Source organism: Hymenobacter setariae (assembly GCF_007713685.1).
Classification (GTDB): Bacteria; Bacteroidota; Bacteroidia; order Cytophagales; family Hymenobacteraceae; genus Hymenobacter; species Hymenobacter setariae.
This window is the reverse complement of record NZ_VMRJ01000004.1, coordinates 50,293-65,449: the sequence shown is the minus strand read 5'-3', so window position 1 is coordinate 65,449 and position 15,157 is coordinate 50,293. Positions and strand designations below refer to the sequence as shown.

Here is a 15,157-nt window from a genome sequence, read left to right as displayed (position 1 = left end):
CCTAGGTAATGAAGAATAAGTACGCGATGCTAGGTGGACTGATGGCCCTGACGACGGCCTGCAACCAAACTTCAAAAACCGAAAGCGCCAATTCTCCGGCTGCGGCTAACAAGCCCGCTAGCACCGCTATGCTCGACAAAAAGCCGGGCTGGTGGAAGGAAACGGTGGTGTACCAGCTCTACCCACGCAGCTTTCAGGACAGCAACGGCGACGGGGTAGGGGACTTAAAAGGAATTGTCCGACGCCTCGACTACCTCAAAAGCATCGGCGTGGGTACCGTATGGCTGAACCCCATCTACGCCTCACCTAACGATGATAATGGCTACGACATCAGCGACTACCGCGAGATAATGCCGGAATTTGGCACCATGGCAGACTTCGACGCGCTGCTCAAAGGCATGCATGCACGCGGCATCAAGCTGGTGATGGACCTGGTGGTGAACCACAGCAGCGACGAGCACGCCTGGTTTAAATCGGCGCGGGCCTCGCGCACCAGCCCCTACCGGGACTATTATTACTGGTGGCCCGCCGAAAAAGGCACGCCGCCGGCCCGCTTCAGCACCTTCGACGTAAAGCACGACGCCTGGCAGTACGACGCGCCCACCAAGAGCTACTACCTGCACTACTTCTCTAAAAAGCAGCCCGACCTGAACTGGAATAATCCCAAGCTGCGACAAGAAGTGCATAATATTATGCGCTTCTGGCTCGATAAGGGCATCGACGGCTTTCGCATGGATGCCTTCCAATTTGTAGCTAAGGACCCCAGCTTTCCGCCCATACCCGGCGTCACACAGGCCACGTTTACCAATGCCTACAACCACGGTCCCCGCCTTCACGACTACCTAAAAGAGATAAACCAGGAGGTGCTGAGCAAGTACAACGTGATGAGCGTGGCCGAAGGCGCGGGCCGCAACACCACCGAAGCCATGCTCTTCGTGGACCCCGCCCGCAAGGAGCTCGATATGACGTATACCTTCGAAGGCACCGGCGTGGGCAGCGACGCTGACACTTACAAGCTCACCGACCTCAAGCGCGTGTTCACGCACTGGGACAGCGCCTTTGCCCAGAAAGGCTGGCAAGCCATTGACTTAGGCAACCACGACCAGCCCCGCATGGTGAGCAAGTTTGGCGACGACCGCCCGGCTTTCCGCGCCGCTTCGGCCAAGCTGCTCAATACCTTCCTGCTCACCATGCGCGGCACGCCCTACTGCTACAACGGTGATGAACTGGGCATGACCAACAGCACCTTCAACGGTATTGCCGACTACCGCGATGTGGCCGCCCGCAATGCTTACCAGCTGCTCAAGCAGCAGGGCGGCGACCAAGCAGCGTTCTTCCATTTGCTAGCCCGCTTCTCACGCGACAACAGCCGCACGCCTTTCCAGTGGGATGCCACCGCCAATGCGGGCTTCACCACCGGTACGCCCTGGCTAAAGGTCAACCCCAACTACGTAGCCATCAACCAAGCGGCCGAAGAGAAGGATTCTAGCTCGGTATTAAATCACTTTCGCCAGGCCATTGCGCTACGTAAAGACCACCCGGTACTGGTGCACGGGCAGTACCAGCTGCTCGACGCAGCTAACCCCCATATTTACGCCTACACCCGCACCCTAGGGGCTGAGAAAGTGCTGGTGGTACTCAATTTTTCATCTGCTGCGCGCACCTGGAGCCTGCCTAACGGCCTGAAACCAACTAGTGCCTCTTGGCTCAACAACTACCCAACGCTAAAAATGGATAGCCAGCTAGCATTGCAGCCCTGGCAGGCGGTGGTAGTTAAGCTGCAGTAAGCTAATTAGATGTAGCTACTTTGCGACGTCAATAGTGAAGGCCACCTGCGTCCTAGGTATCGTTACTGGCCAGATTGGCAGTTAAAAAATAGACGACCTAATTCAAGTATTTCCTAGCCAGGAGTAGCGAGGAAAAGCATTGCGACCTATACCTTTACCGCACTCACGCTCAACAAGTCAAGAATAGCCATTGCCGCACACATTTCCGGAAACGTTTTCCGAAATCGTTTGTGGGTAGTTTGGCCTCCTTTGTAGTTGTTTCTGTTTTCCCACCCTTTCATATTTTACCCATGCGTAACACCAGTTACTCAAGTAATTATGCTTATGAGCAGCCGGCCCCCCGGCCGATTCTAAGCGGTAAACTGCTGCTGCTGTCCCTCTTTCTGCCTATTGCTGGCTATGCGCAAACTGCCCGCCAGGTAACAGGTAAGGTGCTCGACGGCACTGGCACTGGCCTGCCCGGCGTCACGGTGCTCGTGCCCGGCACCACCACCGGCACCAGCACCGGCCCAGATGGCGGCTTTCAACTGCAAGTGCCCGCAAATGCCACCAAACTGTCGTTCTCCTTTGTGGGTTACGCCACGCAGCAGGTCGATATAACAGGTAAGGATGCAGTAAGCGTAACGCTCAAGGACGATGCCCAGGCGCTCGGTGACGTAGTAGTAGTGGGCTACGGTACCGCCCGCAAGGAAGACTTAACCGGGGCTATCAGTACGCTAGGTACCAAGGATTTTAACAAGGGCACCTTCACATCGCCTGACCAGCTCTTGCAGGGCCGAACCTCGGGGGTGCAGCTAACTCAGAATAGCGGTCAGCCCGGTGGCGCCTCGACTATCAAAATCCGCGGTAACTCGGCCGTTACGGGTACTGGCCAGCCACTCTACGTAGTCGATGGGGTACCGCTCGACGGCCGCTCGGCTCGTCCAGGCTCGAGCACCGCTTTTGGCGATAGCCCCGACAGCAATCCTCTGAACTTCTTAAACCCAGCCGATATCGAGTCGCTGACGGTGCTTAAGGACGCCTCCGCTACGGCTATTTATGGCTCGCGGGCGGCGTATGGTGTAGTTCTTATTACTACCAAGCGCGGTAAAGTGGGTGACCCCCGGCTGGATATTGGTGTGTCGGGTGGTTTTTCCAATATCATGCGCCGTATCAAGGTGCTCAATGCCGACCAGTACCGCCAAGCGCTAACTTACTACGGAGCGCCAGCCAGCAACGACAGAGGGCTTAGTAACGACGCTCTAGGTGCCATTCTGCAAACCGGCGCCATTCAAAACTACAACGCCGCCCTGAGCGGCGGCGGCGACAATGGCCGCTATCGCCTCTCGCTCGGTTACCTCGACCAGAAGGGTATTGTTAAAAAGTCAGGCTTCCAAAAGTTTAGTGCTAACCTGGCAACTAACCTGAAGTTTCTGGAAAGCAAGCGTTTAGGAGTTGATGTAAACATCACAGCTAGCCAGACGCGCGAACAGCTGGCTCCCATCACCAACAATGGTGACTTCCGGGGCAGCCTCATCGGGCAGGCCTTGCAGTGGAACCCTACCGACTCGCTCTACAGCGCTAACGGGCAGCCTGTGTCGCGTCTAGGTAGCTCGGTTATCAATCCGGTGGCCATGTCGCAGTACACCAACGATAACGCACGTGTAAGCACGGCCCTAGCCTCCATTTCACCCTACTATAAGTTCACCGACTGGTTGGAGTACCGTGCCTTGCTGGCTATTAATTACAGCACCGGTATTCGTCGTACGTCGTTCGACCAGCGCCTCAATATTTCGGATTACCAGCAGGTGGGGTATGCTGCCGTCGGCACTACTGAGCTACAAACTCAGCAGATGACCCATACGCTCAATTTTAATAAGAAGCTGGGCGCAGATTTTAACCTGAACGCGGTATTGGGCTACGAGTATACCAAGTTCAATTACGCAGGCACTAATATCAGCGGGCGGGGGCCGGTATCGGCCAACGGTACGCCGATTGGCTTCGGTACGTATGGGTTGGATTATACCAATTACCTGCAATTCTCGAATCCTTCGGGACGAAACATCTCATCGTTTGCCGACCCTGTTACTGAGTTGCAGTCGTTCCTGGGCCGCGCTATTCTTAACTATAAGGACCGCTACTTGCTGACAGCCACGTTGCGTCGCGATGGCAGCACTAAGTTTGGCGCCAACTATCGCTACGGCTATTTCCCCTCGCTATCAGCAGCCTGGGATATCAGCCAGGAGGGCTTTTTGAAAGATAAGTTTGCATCGCTCAACCAATTGAAGCTGCGGGTGGGCTATGGCCGCACCGGTAACCAGGAGTTTCCGGCAGGCTCCTCGCGCGACCAGTTTGTGTTCTTGGCGGGTGGGCAGGGCACAGGCCAGCTCACCAATCGCAACGACGACCTGAAATGGCAGGCCGACCAGCAGTACAATGCGGGTATCGACGTTGCGCTGTTCAACAATCGCTTAACCTTGACGGCTGACTACTTTAACAAGCGTACTACCGATTTGCTGTACCCTAACATTCCGGGATTCCCAGCAGCGCCAGGTGGTAGCAGTGTTATCTGGAATAACCTGAGCGATGCGCTTATCGTCAACAAGGGCGTAGAGCTTCAATTGGGCGTTAATGCAATTGATAATGAAAAGGTTGGACTTAACTTCAATGCCAACGTTACATTCATCAAAAACGAGGTGTCGGGTTTGCCAGCTACTCAAATCATACAGACTGGCACACTCAGCGGGCAAGGCCTGTCGGGGGTAACGATTGAAACTATCCAGAACGGCCAGCCGCTCAACAGTTTCATCCTGCGTCAAGACCCTGGCCTAAATCCCAGTACTGGTCTATACAACGATTTCGGTCCCGCTGGCTACGCAGGCAAGCCTAACCCCACTGCTACTGCGGGCCTAAGCGCCACTGTCCGCTATGCTAAGCTTTCGTTGACAACTAACTTCAACGGTGTATTTGGCAATCAGATTTACAACAACACTTTCAACAGTGTGCTCAACGTAAGCCAGATTCGCTCGGGGAAAAACATTGCGCTGGCCGAGTACCAATCGGGCATAAAGGAGTCGCTTTCCAATGCTGTAACGCCCTCTACACGCTACTTAGAAAGCGGCAGCTTCGTGAAGCTCGCCAACGTGACGCTCTCCTATGCGCTTGGCGACCTAGGCAAAGCGTTTAAAGGGGCTAGCATTTACGCCATCGGACAAAACTTGTTTGTCATCACTAAGTACCGCGGTTTCGACCCCGAAGTGAATACCAATAAGGCTTTTGGGGTAGTGCCTTCGGCGGGCATAGACTACACGGGCTTCCCCACAGCTCGCACCTTCACATTCGGCATCAATTTCTCTCTGTAATCCCACCCATAGTTGCTTATTAATATGAAAAAGATACTCGGTGCGGCGGCCCTGTTAGCCTTGCTTCCTTTAGTTGATAGCTGCAAGATAGACGAAGAATTTCAGGCAGCTGTTTCGCCTAATCAGCTGAGCAGTAGTAATGTTGCTACCCTGCTTGATGGGGTGTATAACGCCATGCGTAGCCCCTTTCAAGGTGCCACTCAGGTTTTTGCCCTCTCAGAAGTCACCACTGATGAGCGCCTGATGCCCACCCGGGCTGGCGACTGGGACGACAACGGTGTGTGGCGTCAGTTGCACTTGCACACGTGGGATGCTAACCATGCCCAAGTGCGGGATGCTTTTGCTAACCTAGGCGGCGTAATTTTTGCGGCTACCGACATGCTTCGGCCTGAGTTTGGGGCTAGCGCGCAGCAGCAGGCCGAAGCCCGGTTTTTGCGCGCCTTTGTTATCTATTGGACACTGGACCTTTATGACCAAGTGCCCTATCGCGACCCAGGAGAAGGTGTTTCGAACAACGCGCGAGTGCGTAAGGGTACCGATGCGCTGAACTATGTTATCAGCGAGGTCACGGCTGTTATTAATAGCCTGCCCGATGCCCCAGTGTATCGCGCTAATAAGGATGCCGCCCGTTGCCTGCTCATGAAGTGCTACCTCAACAAGGGGGTATATGCCAACCGCCAGGCGCCTACGTTTGCGGCAACTGACATGAACCAGGTAATTACCCTGGCCGACCAAATTATTAACACCGGGCGCTACCGGTTGGCAAATAATTACTTCGACAACTTTGCCCCTGACAATACGAATATCGGCACCGAAAATATTTTTACGGAGCTCAATGTTGGTGGCGTGAGCAGTGGTGCGCAGTACGACCTCTGGCGCTTTATTTCGCATTACAACATGGTACCCAGCGGCTACAACGGGCCGTGCGCGTTGCCTTCGTTCTACAACACGTTCGGAGCAAATGACATCCGGCGTGGCACGGTGTACCGCTACACCAATGGCCCGGCTAACCCCGGCAACCGGCAAAACGTGGGCTTCCTCATTGGGCAGCAGTATAACTTACAAACCGACGCTGCCCTCACCGACCGCAGTGGCGCGCCGCTGGCTTTCACCAGCGCGGTGAGCATCATCGAAACAGGCTCTAACCTAGAGGTTACCGGTATTCGCCCCATGAAGTATCCGCCTGATTTCACGAACAACTCGGCTAGCGCGATTGATAATGATATGGTGCACTTCCGCCTTACTGATGTATTGCTGATGAAAGCCGAAGCTATCCTGCGCGGCGGCACGGCTACCTCGGCCGGCTCCTTTGGCAATACACCCACGGCGCTGGTTAACTCTATCCGCACCCACTCGTCGCGTAATGCTGGCGCTCTGGCCAACGTGGACCTGCCCACGCTTTACGCCGAGCGCGGCCGCGAGCTCTACCTAGAAAACTGGCGCCGCCAGGACATGGTGCGCTTCGGCACCTACCTAGGGCCGATTGAGCAAGGTCCCACGAGCAGCGACCCGAAGTACCTCATCTTCCCCATTCCGAATCAGCAGTTGGCGGTAAACCCCAACCTGACTCAGAACCCGGGCTATTAAGCTAAGGTCATAGTCACAACAAAAAGCCCGCCTGCTACAGTAGCAGGCGGGCTTTTTGTTGACCTAAGTACCTAAGTAATCAGAATGAGAACCTAGGGACGGGCCTCCAGCTCGCGTATCCAGATGTTGCGGAAGCTATTAGGCTCGCTCTTGTCGCCGTGCGACTGCAGCTTGATGGGCGAGGCGCCGTGGGCCTGCCGGTAGGCAGCCGGGCCAATGTACTGCGTGGGGCCAGCCAGTTCAACGTTGTTTTGCACCACGATGCCGTTGAAGATGACCGTAACGCGGGCTGGCGTGGCCACTGTGCCATCGGCCTTGAAGGTGGGGGCCAGCCAAATTACGTCGTAGCTCTGCCACTCGCCGGGCTTGCGGCAGGGGTTAGCCAGCGGCACGCGCTGCTTGTAAATGCTGCCCGCCATGCCATTTACGTAAGTCTTGTTGTTGTACGAGTCCAGAATCTGTAGCTCGTACCCTAGGTCTCCTTTGCCCAGCGAAGCCAGGAAAAGGCCGCTGTTGCCGCGGGCCTGCCCCGTGCCAGTGATGTTGGCCGGTACACGCCACTCTAGGTGCAGCTGGTAGTTGGTGAAGGATTGCTTGGTTTCGATGTTGCCGGTGGTTTTATCTACCGTAAACATCCCGCCGCCTACCTTCCACTTGGCAGGCGTGTTGCGGTCTTCGGTCATTACCCATTGGCTGAGGTCCTTGCCGTTGAACAGCACAATGGCATCGGCGGGCGGTGGGGCCAGGTTGGGGGTGGCGGCTACTACTTTGGGCACCGGCTCGTACACTTCGGTGTCCTCGGGTTTGCCTTGCGCGTAGGCTGCGACACTGACTAGCAGCGCGGCAGGAAGAAAGAGATGTTTCATAAGGCTACTGAATGGGGGAGTAAGGAAAAAGCCTGGACCCAGCACAGTGCCCGGCCCAGGCTGAGAGGTAGTTCGTCCTAGGTGGTGCCTAACCGCTTACACGTCGCAAAGGCGCACGGCCTGCCGCAGCGACGCCAGCTTGTCGGTTTGCTTAGGTATGAATTCTTGGGCTACATAGCCCTGAAAGCCAGTGGCCTTGATGGCCCGCATGATGGCGGGGTAGTTCAGCTCCTGGTTGTCATCGAGCTCGTGGCGGCCGGGTACGCCGGCCGTGTGGTAGTGCGCGATGTAGGCGTGGTTGTCGATGATATTGCGGATGACATCGCCCTCGTCAATCTGCATGTGGTAGATATCGTAGAGCAGCTTGAAGTGCTCGGACCCTAGGCGCTTGGCCAAGGCCACACCCCAGCTGGTGCGGTCGGCCTGGTAATCGTGGTGGTCAATTTTGCTGTTTAGCAGCTCCATCACCAGCACTACTTTGTGCTTGGCCGCCAGCTCTACCATCGGCTGCAAGCCTTTCACGGCGTTGGTCAGGCCCACCTCGTCCGTCATGCCGCGGCGGCTACCGCTAAAGCAAATCAGGTTGGTATAGCCAGCCGCAGCCACCTTCGGAATCATAGCCGAATACTGCTTGTGCAGCTGGGCATGAAAGCGCGGGTCGTTGAAGCCATCGGTGAGGTTGATTTCGGCGCCGTTGCACATGGGCGAGTCGAGGCCGTGCTTCTTAAGCGTAGCCCAATCATTTGGCCCTACCAAATCGATGCCTTTAATGCCCATTTCTTTGGCCTTCACGCACAGGTCGTCGAGCGACAGGTCTTGAAAGCACCAGCGGCACACCGATTGCTTGATGTTGTTGAGCATTGGCGTAGCCTCCGCCTCGGCAGTTTGGGCAGTTTCCATGGAGTAGGCGCTGGTTGTGCCCAGCGCACCTAGGGTAGCAGTAGTTGTGAGCAAGCCCTTGAGGGCCGTCCGGCGATTCAGGTTTTTCATATGATGAACAAGTAACGACTAGCCGGGCGCGACAGCAGAAGTCTCGCCGTAGGCTACCGGGGCTTCGGTCGAGTTGGTGGCCACGGCCCCACTCCGCTCGCGGAAGAATAGCAAGAAGAGTACCAACACTACCGCCGCGATGCCGGCCGGAATCAGCCAAATCATGCGCCAGTCGTGGGAGTCGCTGCCTAGGGTGTATTTATCAAAAATATCGCCCGACAGCAGCGTGCCGATGAGCATGCCCACCCCGTAGGTAGCCAGCGTGATAAAGCCCTGGGCCGAGCTTTTGAAGCGCTCGCCGGCTAGGTTGTCGGTATAAATCTGGCCGGTTACGAAGAAGAAGTCGTAGCACACGCCGTGCAGCACAATGCCCGCAATGAGCATCCAGTAGTTGCTGTCGCCGTTGCCGTAAGCAAAAAAGATGTAGCGCAGTACCCAAGCCCCCATACCGATGGCCAGCATTTTCTTTACACCCAGCTTGCTGAAAAACAGCGGAATGGCTAGCATAAATAGCAGCTCCGAGACCTGGCCCATGCTCTGGATAGCAGCGGCACCTTTCATACCCACTTCGTTGAGGAAGGGGTTGGTGAAGCCGTAATAGAAGGCCAGCGGAATGCAGATGGCGATAGAGGCCAGGAAGAAAATAAGGTAAGAGCGATTCTTTAGTAGGCCAATAGCCTCCAGACCCAGCAGGTCGCCTATCGAGCTCGACTGCCCGCTCTTAACGGGCGGCGTGGCGGGCAGCGTGAAGCTGAACACCCCTAGGAGCGCGGCAGCACCAGCCGCCATCAGGAAAGTAGCTTGCAAGCTGTTGGTTTGCTCCCAGTTGAGCCAGCCAATGGTGAGGCCTGCTACTATCCAACCCAGCGTGCCGAGCACCCGCACCTGGGCAAACTCTTTCTGCGGGTTCTGCATTTGCCGGAAGGCGATGGAGTTAACCAGCGCCAACGTGGGCATATACAGCACCATGTAGGTCAAGATATTGGGGTAGAAGCTATTGAAGTCGGGCGCCGACGAGGCGCGCCACAGCAGCAGTGCGCCCGCCAGATGCAGCACCCCCAAGATTTTTTGAGCCGAGAAGTATCGGTCAGCAATCAGCCCCACGATAAACGGTGCCACGATGGCTCCGATAGACTGCGTTAGAAAAGCTACCCCCACCTGCGTGCCCGACGCGTTCAGGTTGTGCAACAAGTACGTTCCGAGGGTTACAAACCACGCGCCCCAGATGAAAAACTCTAGGAACATCATCAAGGACAGCTTAATCCGAATAGCAGTAGACATGGGTGGGGAAGAATTTTTAATTAAAAAATTAAAAACTAAGAATCAGAAACTAGGAGTAGGGAGAGAGCCGCCAGTCCTAATTTCTGATTCCTAATTATCAATTACTTATTTGAGGCTCAGTACGTAGCGCACCATTTCTTTGGCATCGCTTTCCGACAAGCCGGGGTGCGGGGTCATGGCAATATCGCCCCAGTGGCCCGCGCCACCATTGATGATGTGCTGGCTCAGCATCGCAATGTTAGCCGGGGTTTCGGGGTATTTCTTGGCTACGTCGCGGTAGGCTGGGCCAATGAGCTTCTCACCCTCGCGGTGGCAGCTGCCGCAGTCGGAAGCGGCTACCAATTGTGCGCCCTTGCCGGCTGGCTTGCCCACGGGCGAGGTGCCAATCTTAGAAGAGTTGGTATCAACCTGTGGCTGGTGGGCCACGGCTGCCAGCTTCACGTTTGCTGCGCTATCCTGGTTTAGCGGGGTAGCCTTAGCCTCGGGGTCGTCTTGGCTATTGGCGCGCTCGGTGGCGGTCATCTCCTTTTTTTCAGGAGTAGAGGTGCAGGCGGCCAGCCCGGCAAGGCAACCTACTAGTAGCAATACTTTTTTCATAACGGGGGAATGCAGAGAGAATTAGAGACCTAGGAGCTTGCGGTTCGATGCCTCCGTGCTGCCTGAAGCAACGAAGTCGTCGAAGGCATGGTCGGTGACGTGGATGATGTGGTTTTTGATGAATTGGGCGCCTTCGCGAGCGCCGTCGGCGGAGTTTTTGAGGGCGCATTCCCACTCCAGCACGGCCCAGCCGGGGAAGTCGTACTGTGCCATCTTACTGAAAATAGCCTTGAAATCGACCTGCCCATCGCCCAGCGAGCGGAAGCGCCCGGCCCGGTTGAGCCACGATTCATAGCCGCCGTACACGCCCTGCCGGCCCGTAGGGTTAAACTCGGCATCCTTGACGTGGAACATCTTGATGCGCTCGTGGTAAATGTCAATGTGTTCTAGGTAGTCTAGGCATTGCAGCACGTAGTGCGAGGGGTCGTAGAGCAGGCAGGCGCGCGGGTGGTCGTTTACCTCCGTCAAAAACCGCTCGTAGCTGATACCGTCGTGCAAGTCTTCGCCGGCGTGCAACTCATAGCAGAGGTCGATACCGTTCGCATCAAACTTGTCGAGAATAGGCTGCCAGCGGCGACCTAGCTCGGCAAAGCCTTCCTCAACCAGCCCGGCTGGGCGCTGGGGCCAGGGGTAGAGGTAGGGCCACAGCAGCGCTCCGCTAAACGTGACGTGCGCCGTGAGGCCCAGTCGCCGCGAGGCCTTGGCCGCGTACTCTAGCTGCTGCACGGCCCACTGCTGCCGAGCATGCGGGTTACCCCGGAGCGCCTCGGGCGCAAAGCCATCGAACAGCGTGTCATACACTGGGTTCACGGCTACGAGTTGGCCTTGCAGGTGGGTTGAGAGCTCGGTGATTTCCAGGCCGGCAGCCTGCACTTTGCCCTTCAGCTCGTCGGCGTAGGTCTGGCTTTCGGCGGCTAGCTTGAGGTCGATAAAGCGGCTGTCGAGCGTGGGCAGCTGCACGCCCTTGTAGCCTAGGTCAGCGGCCCAGGCGCAAATGCTCTCTAGGCTGTTGAACGGCGCCTCGTCCCCAATAAATTGGGCCAGAAAAATAGCGGGTCCTTTAATAGTCTTCATACGGGGCGGCTACACGGTGAAGTCGGTCCACTTCTGGTCGGAGCGGCCCGAGGCGATTACATTTTCAATGAAAGCCATGCCGCGCACGCCTTCCTCAATGCTGGGGTAGTCCAGGGCTTCGGGCGAGGCGGGCTGGCCGGCCTGCTCGGCTTGCAGGGTAAGGGCAAAGTTGCGGTAGAGGTTGGCGAAGGCCTCTAGGTAGCCCTCGGGGTGGCCGGCGGGCGTGCGGGTGTTATGGGCAGCGTAGGAGCCTACCGACGGGCCGCCCGTGCGCCAAATTTCGGTGGGCCGGTCGAGCCACTTCACCAGCAAGGTGTTGGCATCGGCCTGCATCCAGTCGAGGCCACCTTTTTCGCCGTAAACGCGGATGCGAACGTTATTTTCTTCGCCAGCAGCTACTTGTGTGGCTACCAGCACGCCACTAGCGCCGTCGCTGAGGCGTAGCAGTACCGCGCCATCATCGTCGAGGCGGCGGCCTTCGACTACTGTATTGATGTCAGCGCAGAGTTTCTCCACGCGCAGGCCACTCACATACTCTAATAGGTTGAAGGCGTGGGTGCCAATATCGCCCATGGCGCCTGATATGCCGCTCTTGGTCGGGTCAGTACGCCAGGAGGCTTGCTTGTTTTCGCCACCTTCCTCAAACTTGCTGAGCCAGCCCTGCGGATACTCTACATACACCTTGCGAATGCGCCCTAGGGTACCCTGGGCCACCAGTTGGCGGGCCTCCTTTACCATGGGGTAGCCGGTGTAGGTGTGCGTGAGGCACAGGCGGCGGCCGGTGGCAGTCACCACGGCAGCCAAATCTTTGGCTTCGGCCAGCGAGAAGGTCATGGGCTTATCGAGCACCACGTCGAAACCGCTTTCGAGCGCCAGCTTGGCCGGCGCAAAGTGCAGGTGGTTGGGCGTCACGATGCTGATAACCTGCACCCGCTCGGCTTCGGGCCGCGCTTTTTCCTGCGCAATTAGGTCCTCATACGAGCCATACACGCGGTCAGGGGCCAGGCCCAACAGCTGCCCGGTGGCACGCGAGGTATCGGGGTTGCTACTAAAGGCGCCGGCTACTAGCTCGTATTGCCCGTCAAGGGCCGCCGCCAAGCGGTGGACTGCGCCGATAAAGGCGCCCTGCCCACCGCCAATCATACCTAGGCGTAGTTTTGTTGTATTAGCCATTCGCTGTTAACTACTGGCTGCTAGCTGCTTGGCCGAAAGCTAGGAGCTAACAGCCAGCAGCTAGCAGCTCAGGATTTAGGTAGTAGCCCAGGCGCGGTCGCCTTTTTTGTAGGGCACGTTGCCATCGTATTTGCCCGGCACCGGCAGGTAGCGCAGTACTTGCGTAGCACCAACCTCCGACGTGAAGAAGCCCAGTAGTGTCAGCTCCTTCATCATCCGGAAGTAGTGGTTAGGCTGCTCCGGCGTTTTGGTTTTGCCGTAGTTTTTCTGCTCTGTATCCAGGGCCGTGAGCAAGGCGGTGCGCTGGGCTGGGGTGCTTTCCAAAAAGCCTTTGCTGTTTTGCTTCTTGCTTGCTTCTTCCAGCTTGGTCATGCCGTCCATGAAGATTTTTTGGTCTTCTGGCGTGTAGCAGTCGCGCACCATCACGGCCATAAACGAACCCACATTGGCCGCCTTGGCGCCCGGCGTTTTGGTGGCGGGCAAGATGGTGTCGGCCACCTCGGTGAGGTAAGCAGTTTGCTCGGGCGTTAGGATATCCTTAGGCTTGGCATTGGCCGTAGCCTGGTCCTTCATGTCGCCCCCTTGCTTGTCGGAGCTGGCAGGGCTGCACCCGGTCAGGAAATAATCGCCCCCAATTACGGCGCCGCCCATCAGCAGGGCTACCCGGGCTAGGGCATCTCTTCGGTTCATCATGGCTAAGTAACTTGAGGGAAATTAAACGTTTTGCTTTTTCAGTTCGCCCACGGCGTGGTCTACGGCGCGCGCCGTGAGGGCCAGGTAGGTGAGCGAGGGGTTTTGGCAGCCAGCCGAAGTCATGGCGGCGCCATCGGTCACGTACACGTTGGGCGCGTCCCACACCTGGTTGTGCGCGTTCAGTACCGACGTTTTGGGGTCGCGGCCCATGCGAGCAGTTCCCATTTCGTGAATGCCACCACCCATCGAGTAGGGGTTATTGTAGGTCTTCACGTTTTGCAGGCCAGCGGCTTCGAGCATTTCCTTGGCATCGGCCATCATGTCGATGCGCATTTTCAACTCGTTGTCGCGGATGGTAGCGTCCATTGCCAGCACCGGCAGGCCCCACTTATCCTTCTTGTCTTTGTCCAAGAAGATGCGGTTGTCGTGGTAGGGGAGGGTTTCACCAAAGCCCGTGATGCCCATGGTCCAGCCGCCTGGTTCACTGAGGGCGTCCTTGAGGTCGCCGCCAATGCTCATTTCGGCGATGTCGCGGCTCCAGCCCTGGCGCCCAGCGCTACCTTGGTAGCCAAAGCCCCGGATGTAGTCGCGTTTGTCGCCGCCGATGTTGCGGAAGCGAGGGATGTAGATACCGTTGGCGCGGCGGCCATACACATATTTGTCTTCATAGCCAGGCATTTCGCCGCTGGCACCAGCCCGGAAGTGGTGGTCCATCACGTTGTGGCCCAGTTCACCGCTGCTGCTACCTAGGCCGCCGGGCCACACGTCGGTAGCCGAGTTCATGAGTACCCAAGCCGAGTTGAGGGCCGAGGCGTTCAGGAAGATAACTTTAGCGAAGTACTCGTAGGTCTTGTTGGTTTCAGCGTCCAGAATCTCTACGCCCTTGGCCCGCTTGGTGTCCTTGTCGTAGATAATCTTAGTAACGATGGAGAACGGCCGCAGCGTGAGGTTGCCGGTAGCCATAGCTGCGGGCAGCGTGGCCGACTGCGTGCTGAAATAAGCGCCAAATGGGCACCCTAGCCAGCACTTGTTGCGGTACTGGCAGTTTACGCGGTTGTGGTGAGGCTTGGTGATGTTGGCCGTGCGGCCAATAATCATGTGGCGCTGCTCCTTATAGTGTTTCTTGATGCGGGCGGCCACATCCTTTTCCACCACGTTCATTTCCATGGCCGGCATGTAGTCGCCGTCGGGCAGGTGCGGAATGCCGTCGCGGTTACCGCTAATGCCCGCAAACTTTTCGGCGTGGCTGTACCAGGGTGCCATTTCCTTGTAGCGAATAGGCCAGTCTACTGCTACGCCGTCCTTCAAGTTGGCCTCAAAGTCGAGGTCGCTGAGGCGGTAGCTTTGGCGGCCCCACATCAGTGAGCGGCCGCCCACGTGGTAGCCCCGAAACCAGTCGAAGGGCTTTACTTCCACGTAGGGGCTTTCCTTTTCATTTACCCAGTAGCTGAGGTTCGTCTCGTTAAGAGTGTAGTCGCGCTTCAGTACCGGATAGTCTTCCATCATCTGCTGCGTCTTGCCGCCGCGGTGGGGAAATTCCCACGGTGCTTTGTTGGCGTTCACATAGTCCTTGATGTGCTCTATGTTACGGCCCCGCTCCAGCATGATGGTTTTCAAGCCCTTCTCGGTCAGCTCTTTGGCAGCCATGCCGCCCGAGATGCCAGAGCCAATGACGATGGCGTCATAGGTGTACTTTTCCATTGAAAAATTGGGTGAGAATAGATGAGTAATTAGTAGACAATGAAGAATGCTTAAACCTTTAAGCACT

Annotated in this window: 11 protein-coding genes; 3 read left to right on the top strand and 8 right to left on the bottom strand. The window is 56.9% G+C overall.

Going from position 1 to position 15,157, the window contains the following annotated elements:
• The first annotated feature begins 8 nt into the window (after positions 1-8).
• From FNT36_RS15165 to FNT36_RS15155, 3 genes are all read left to right on the top strand, one after another.
• Positions 9-1,787, top strand: a complete 1,779-nt coding sequence (locus tag FNT36_RS15165; RefSeq protein WP_233635949.1) for a glycoside hydrolase family 13 protein — start codon at positions 9-11, stop codon at positions 1,785-1,787.
• Positions 1,788-2,077: 290 nt separating this feature from the next.
• Complete coding sequence (locus FNT36_RS15160) at positions 2,078-5,128, top strand: SusC/RagA family TonB-linked outer membrane protein (RefSeq protein ID WP_144849434.1); 3,051 nt, start codon at positions 2,078-2,080, stop codon at positions 5,126-5,128.
• A gap of 24 nt (positions 5,129-5,152) precedes the next feature.
• Positions 5,153-6,715, top strand: a complete 1,563-nt coding sequence (locus tag FNT36_RS15155; protein ID WP_144849433.1) for a RagB/SusD family nutrient uptake outer membrane protein — start codon at positions 5,153-5,155, stop codon at positions 6,713-6,715.
• A gap of 92 nt (positions 6,716-6,807) precedes the next feature.
• On the opposite strand, the gene FNT36_RS15150 is transcribed toward FNT36_RS15155, so the two are convergent.
• The 8 genes from FNT36_RS15150 to FNT36_RS15115 all read right to left on the bottom strand — a co-directional run bounded on the left by FNT36_RS15150 (position 6,808) and on the right by FNT36_RS15115 (position 15,090).
• Entirely contained in the window at positions 6,808-7,581 is a 774-nt protein-coding gene (locus FNT36_RS15150; RefSeq protein WP_144849431.1) for a 3-keto-disaccharide hydrolase, read from the bottom strand.
• A gap of 96 nt (positions 7,582-7,677) precedes the next feature.
• Positions 7,678-8,571 carry a hydroxypyruvate isomerase family protein gene (locus tag FNT36_RS15145; protein WP_144849429.1) on the bottom strand — a complete coding sequence of 298 codons (894 nt, stop codon included), beginning with the start codon at positions 8,569-8,571 and terminating at the stop codon, positions 7,678-7,680.
• A gap of 18 nt (positions 8,572-8,589) precedes the next feature.
• On the bottom strand, positions 8,590-9,852 hold the full coding sequence (locus tag FNT36_RS15140) for a nucleoside permease (protein ID WP_144849427.1): 1,263 nt from the start codon (positions 9,850-9,852) through the stop codon (positions 8,590-8,592).
• 105 nt (positions 9,853-9,957) lie between these two features.
• Positions 9,958-10,449 carry a c-type cytochrome gene (locus FNT36_RS15135; protein WP_198989212.1) on the bottom strand — a complete coding sequence of 164 codons (492 nt, stop codon included), beginning with the start codon at positions 10,447-10,449 and terminating at the stop codon, positions 9,958-9,960.
• Positions 10,450-10,470: 21 nt separating this feature from the next.
• Complete coding sequence (locus FNT36_RS15130; protein WP_144849425.1) at positions 10,471-11,523, bottom strand: sugar phosphate isomerase/epimerase family protein; 1,053 nt, start codon at positions 11,521-11,523, stop codon at positions 10,471-10,473.
• A gap of 9 nt (positions 11,524-11,532) precedes the next feature.
• The gene (locus FNT36_RS15125) at positions 11,533-12,696 is read right to left on the bottom strand and encodes a Gfo/Idh/MocA family protein (protein ID WP_233635948.1); all 1,164 of its coding nucleotides are present in this window, start codon (positions 12,694-12,696) and stop codon (positions 11,533-11,535) included.
• Positions 12,697-12,771: 75 nt separating this feature from the next.
• Entirely contained in the window at positions 12,772-13,389 is a 618-nt protein-coding gene (locus tag FNT36_RS15120; protein ID WP_233635947.1) for a gluconate 2-dehydrogenase subunit 3 family protein, read from the bottom strand.
• 21 nt (positions 13,390-13,410) lie between these two features.
• On the bottom strand, positions 13,411-15,090 hold the full coding sequence (locus FNT36_RS15115) for a GMC oxidoreductase (protein ID WP_144849423.1): 1,680 nt from the start codon (positions 15,088-15,090) through the stop codon (positions 13,411-13,413).
• Between the last annotated feature and the right edge of the window lie 67 nt (positions 15,091-15,157).

What these genes read in the sequence shown, in the direction of transcription:
- FNT36_RS15150 (WP_144849431.1), bottom strand. Translation starts at nt 7,581, where the DNA reads ATGAAACATCTCTTTCTTCCTGCCGCGCTGCTAGTCAGTGTCGCAGCC.
- FNT36_RS15155 (WP_144849433.1), top strand. Translation starts at nt 5,153, where the DNA reads ATGAAAAAGATACTCGGTGCGGCGGCCCTGTTAGCCTTGCTTCCTTTA.
- FNT36_RS15120 (WP_233635947.1), bottom strand. Translation starts at nt 13,389, where the DNA reads ATGATGAACCGAAGAGATGCCCTAGCCCGGGTAGCCCTGCTGATGGGC.
- FNT36_RS15165 (WP_233635949.1), top strand. Translation starts at nt 9, where the DNA reads ATGAAGAATAAGTACGCGATGCTAGGTGGACTGATGGCCCTGACGACG.
- FNT36_RS15145 (WP_144849429.1), bottom strand. Translation starts at nt 8,571, where the DNA reads ATGAAAAACCTGAATCGCCGGACGGCCCTCAAGGGCTTGCTCACAACT.
- FNT36_RS15160 (WP_144849434.1), top strand. Translation starts at nt 2,078, where the DNA reads ATGCGTAACACCAGTTACTCAAGTAATTATGCTTATGAGCAGCCGGCC.
- FNT36_RS15140 (WP_144849427.1), bottom strand. Translation starts at nt 9,852, where the DNA reads ATGTCTACTGCTATTCGGATTAAGCTGTCCTTGATGATGTTCCTAGAG.
- FNT36_RS15125 (WP_233635948.1), bottom strand. Translation starts at nt 12,696, where the DNA reads ATGGCTAATACAACAAAACTACGCCTAGGTATGATTGGCGGTGGGCAG.
- FNT36_RS15130 (WP_144849425.1), bottom strand. Translation starts at nt 11,523, where the DNA reads ATGAAGACTATTAAAGGACCCGCTATTTTTCTGGCCCAATTTATTGGG.
- FNT36_RS15135 (WP_198989212.1), bottom strand. Translation starts at nt 10,449, where the DNA reads ATGAAAAAAGTATTGCTACTAGTAGGTTGCCTTGCCGGGCTGGCCGCC.
- FNT36_RS15115 (WP_144849423.1), bottom strand. Translation starts at nt 15,090, where the DNA reads ATGGAAAAGTACACCTATGACGCCATCGTCATTGGCTCTGGCATCTCG.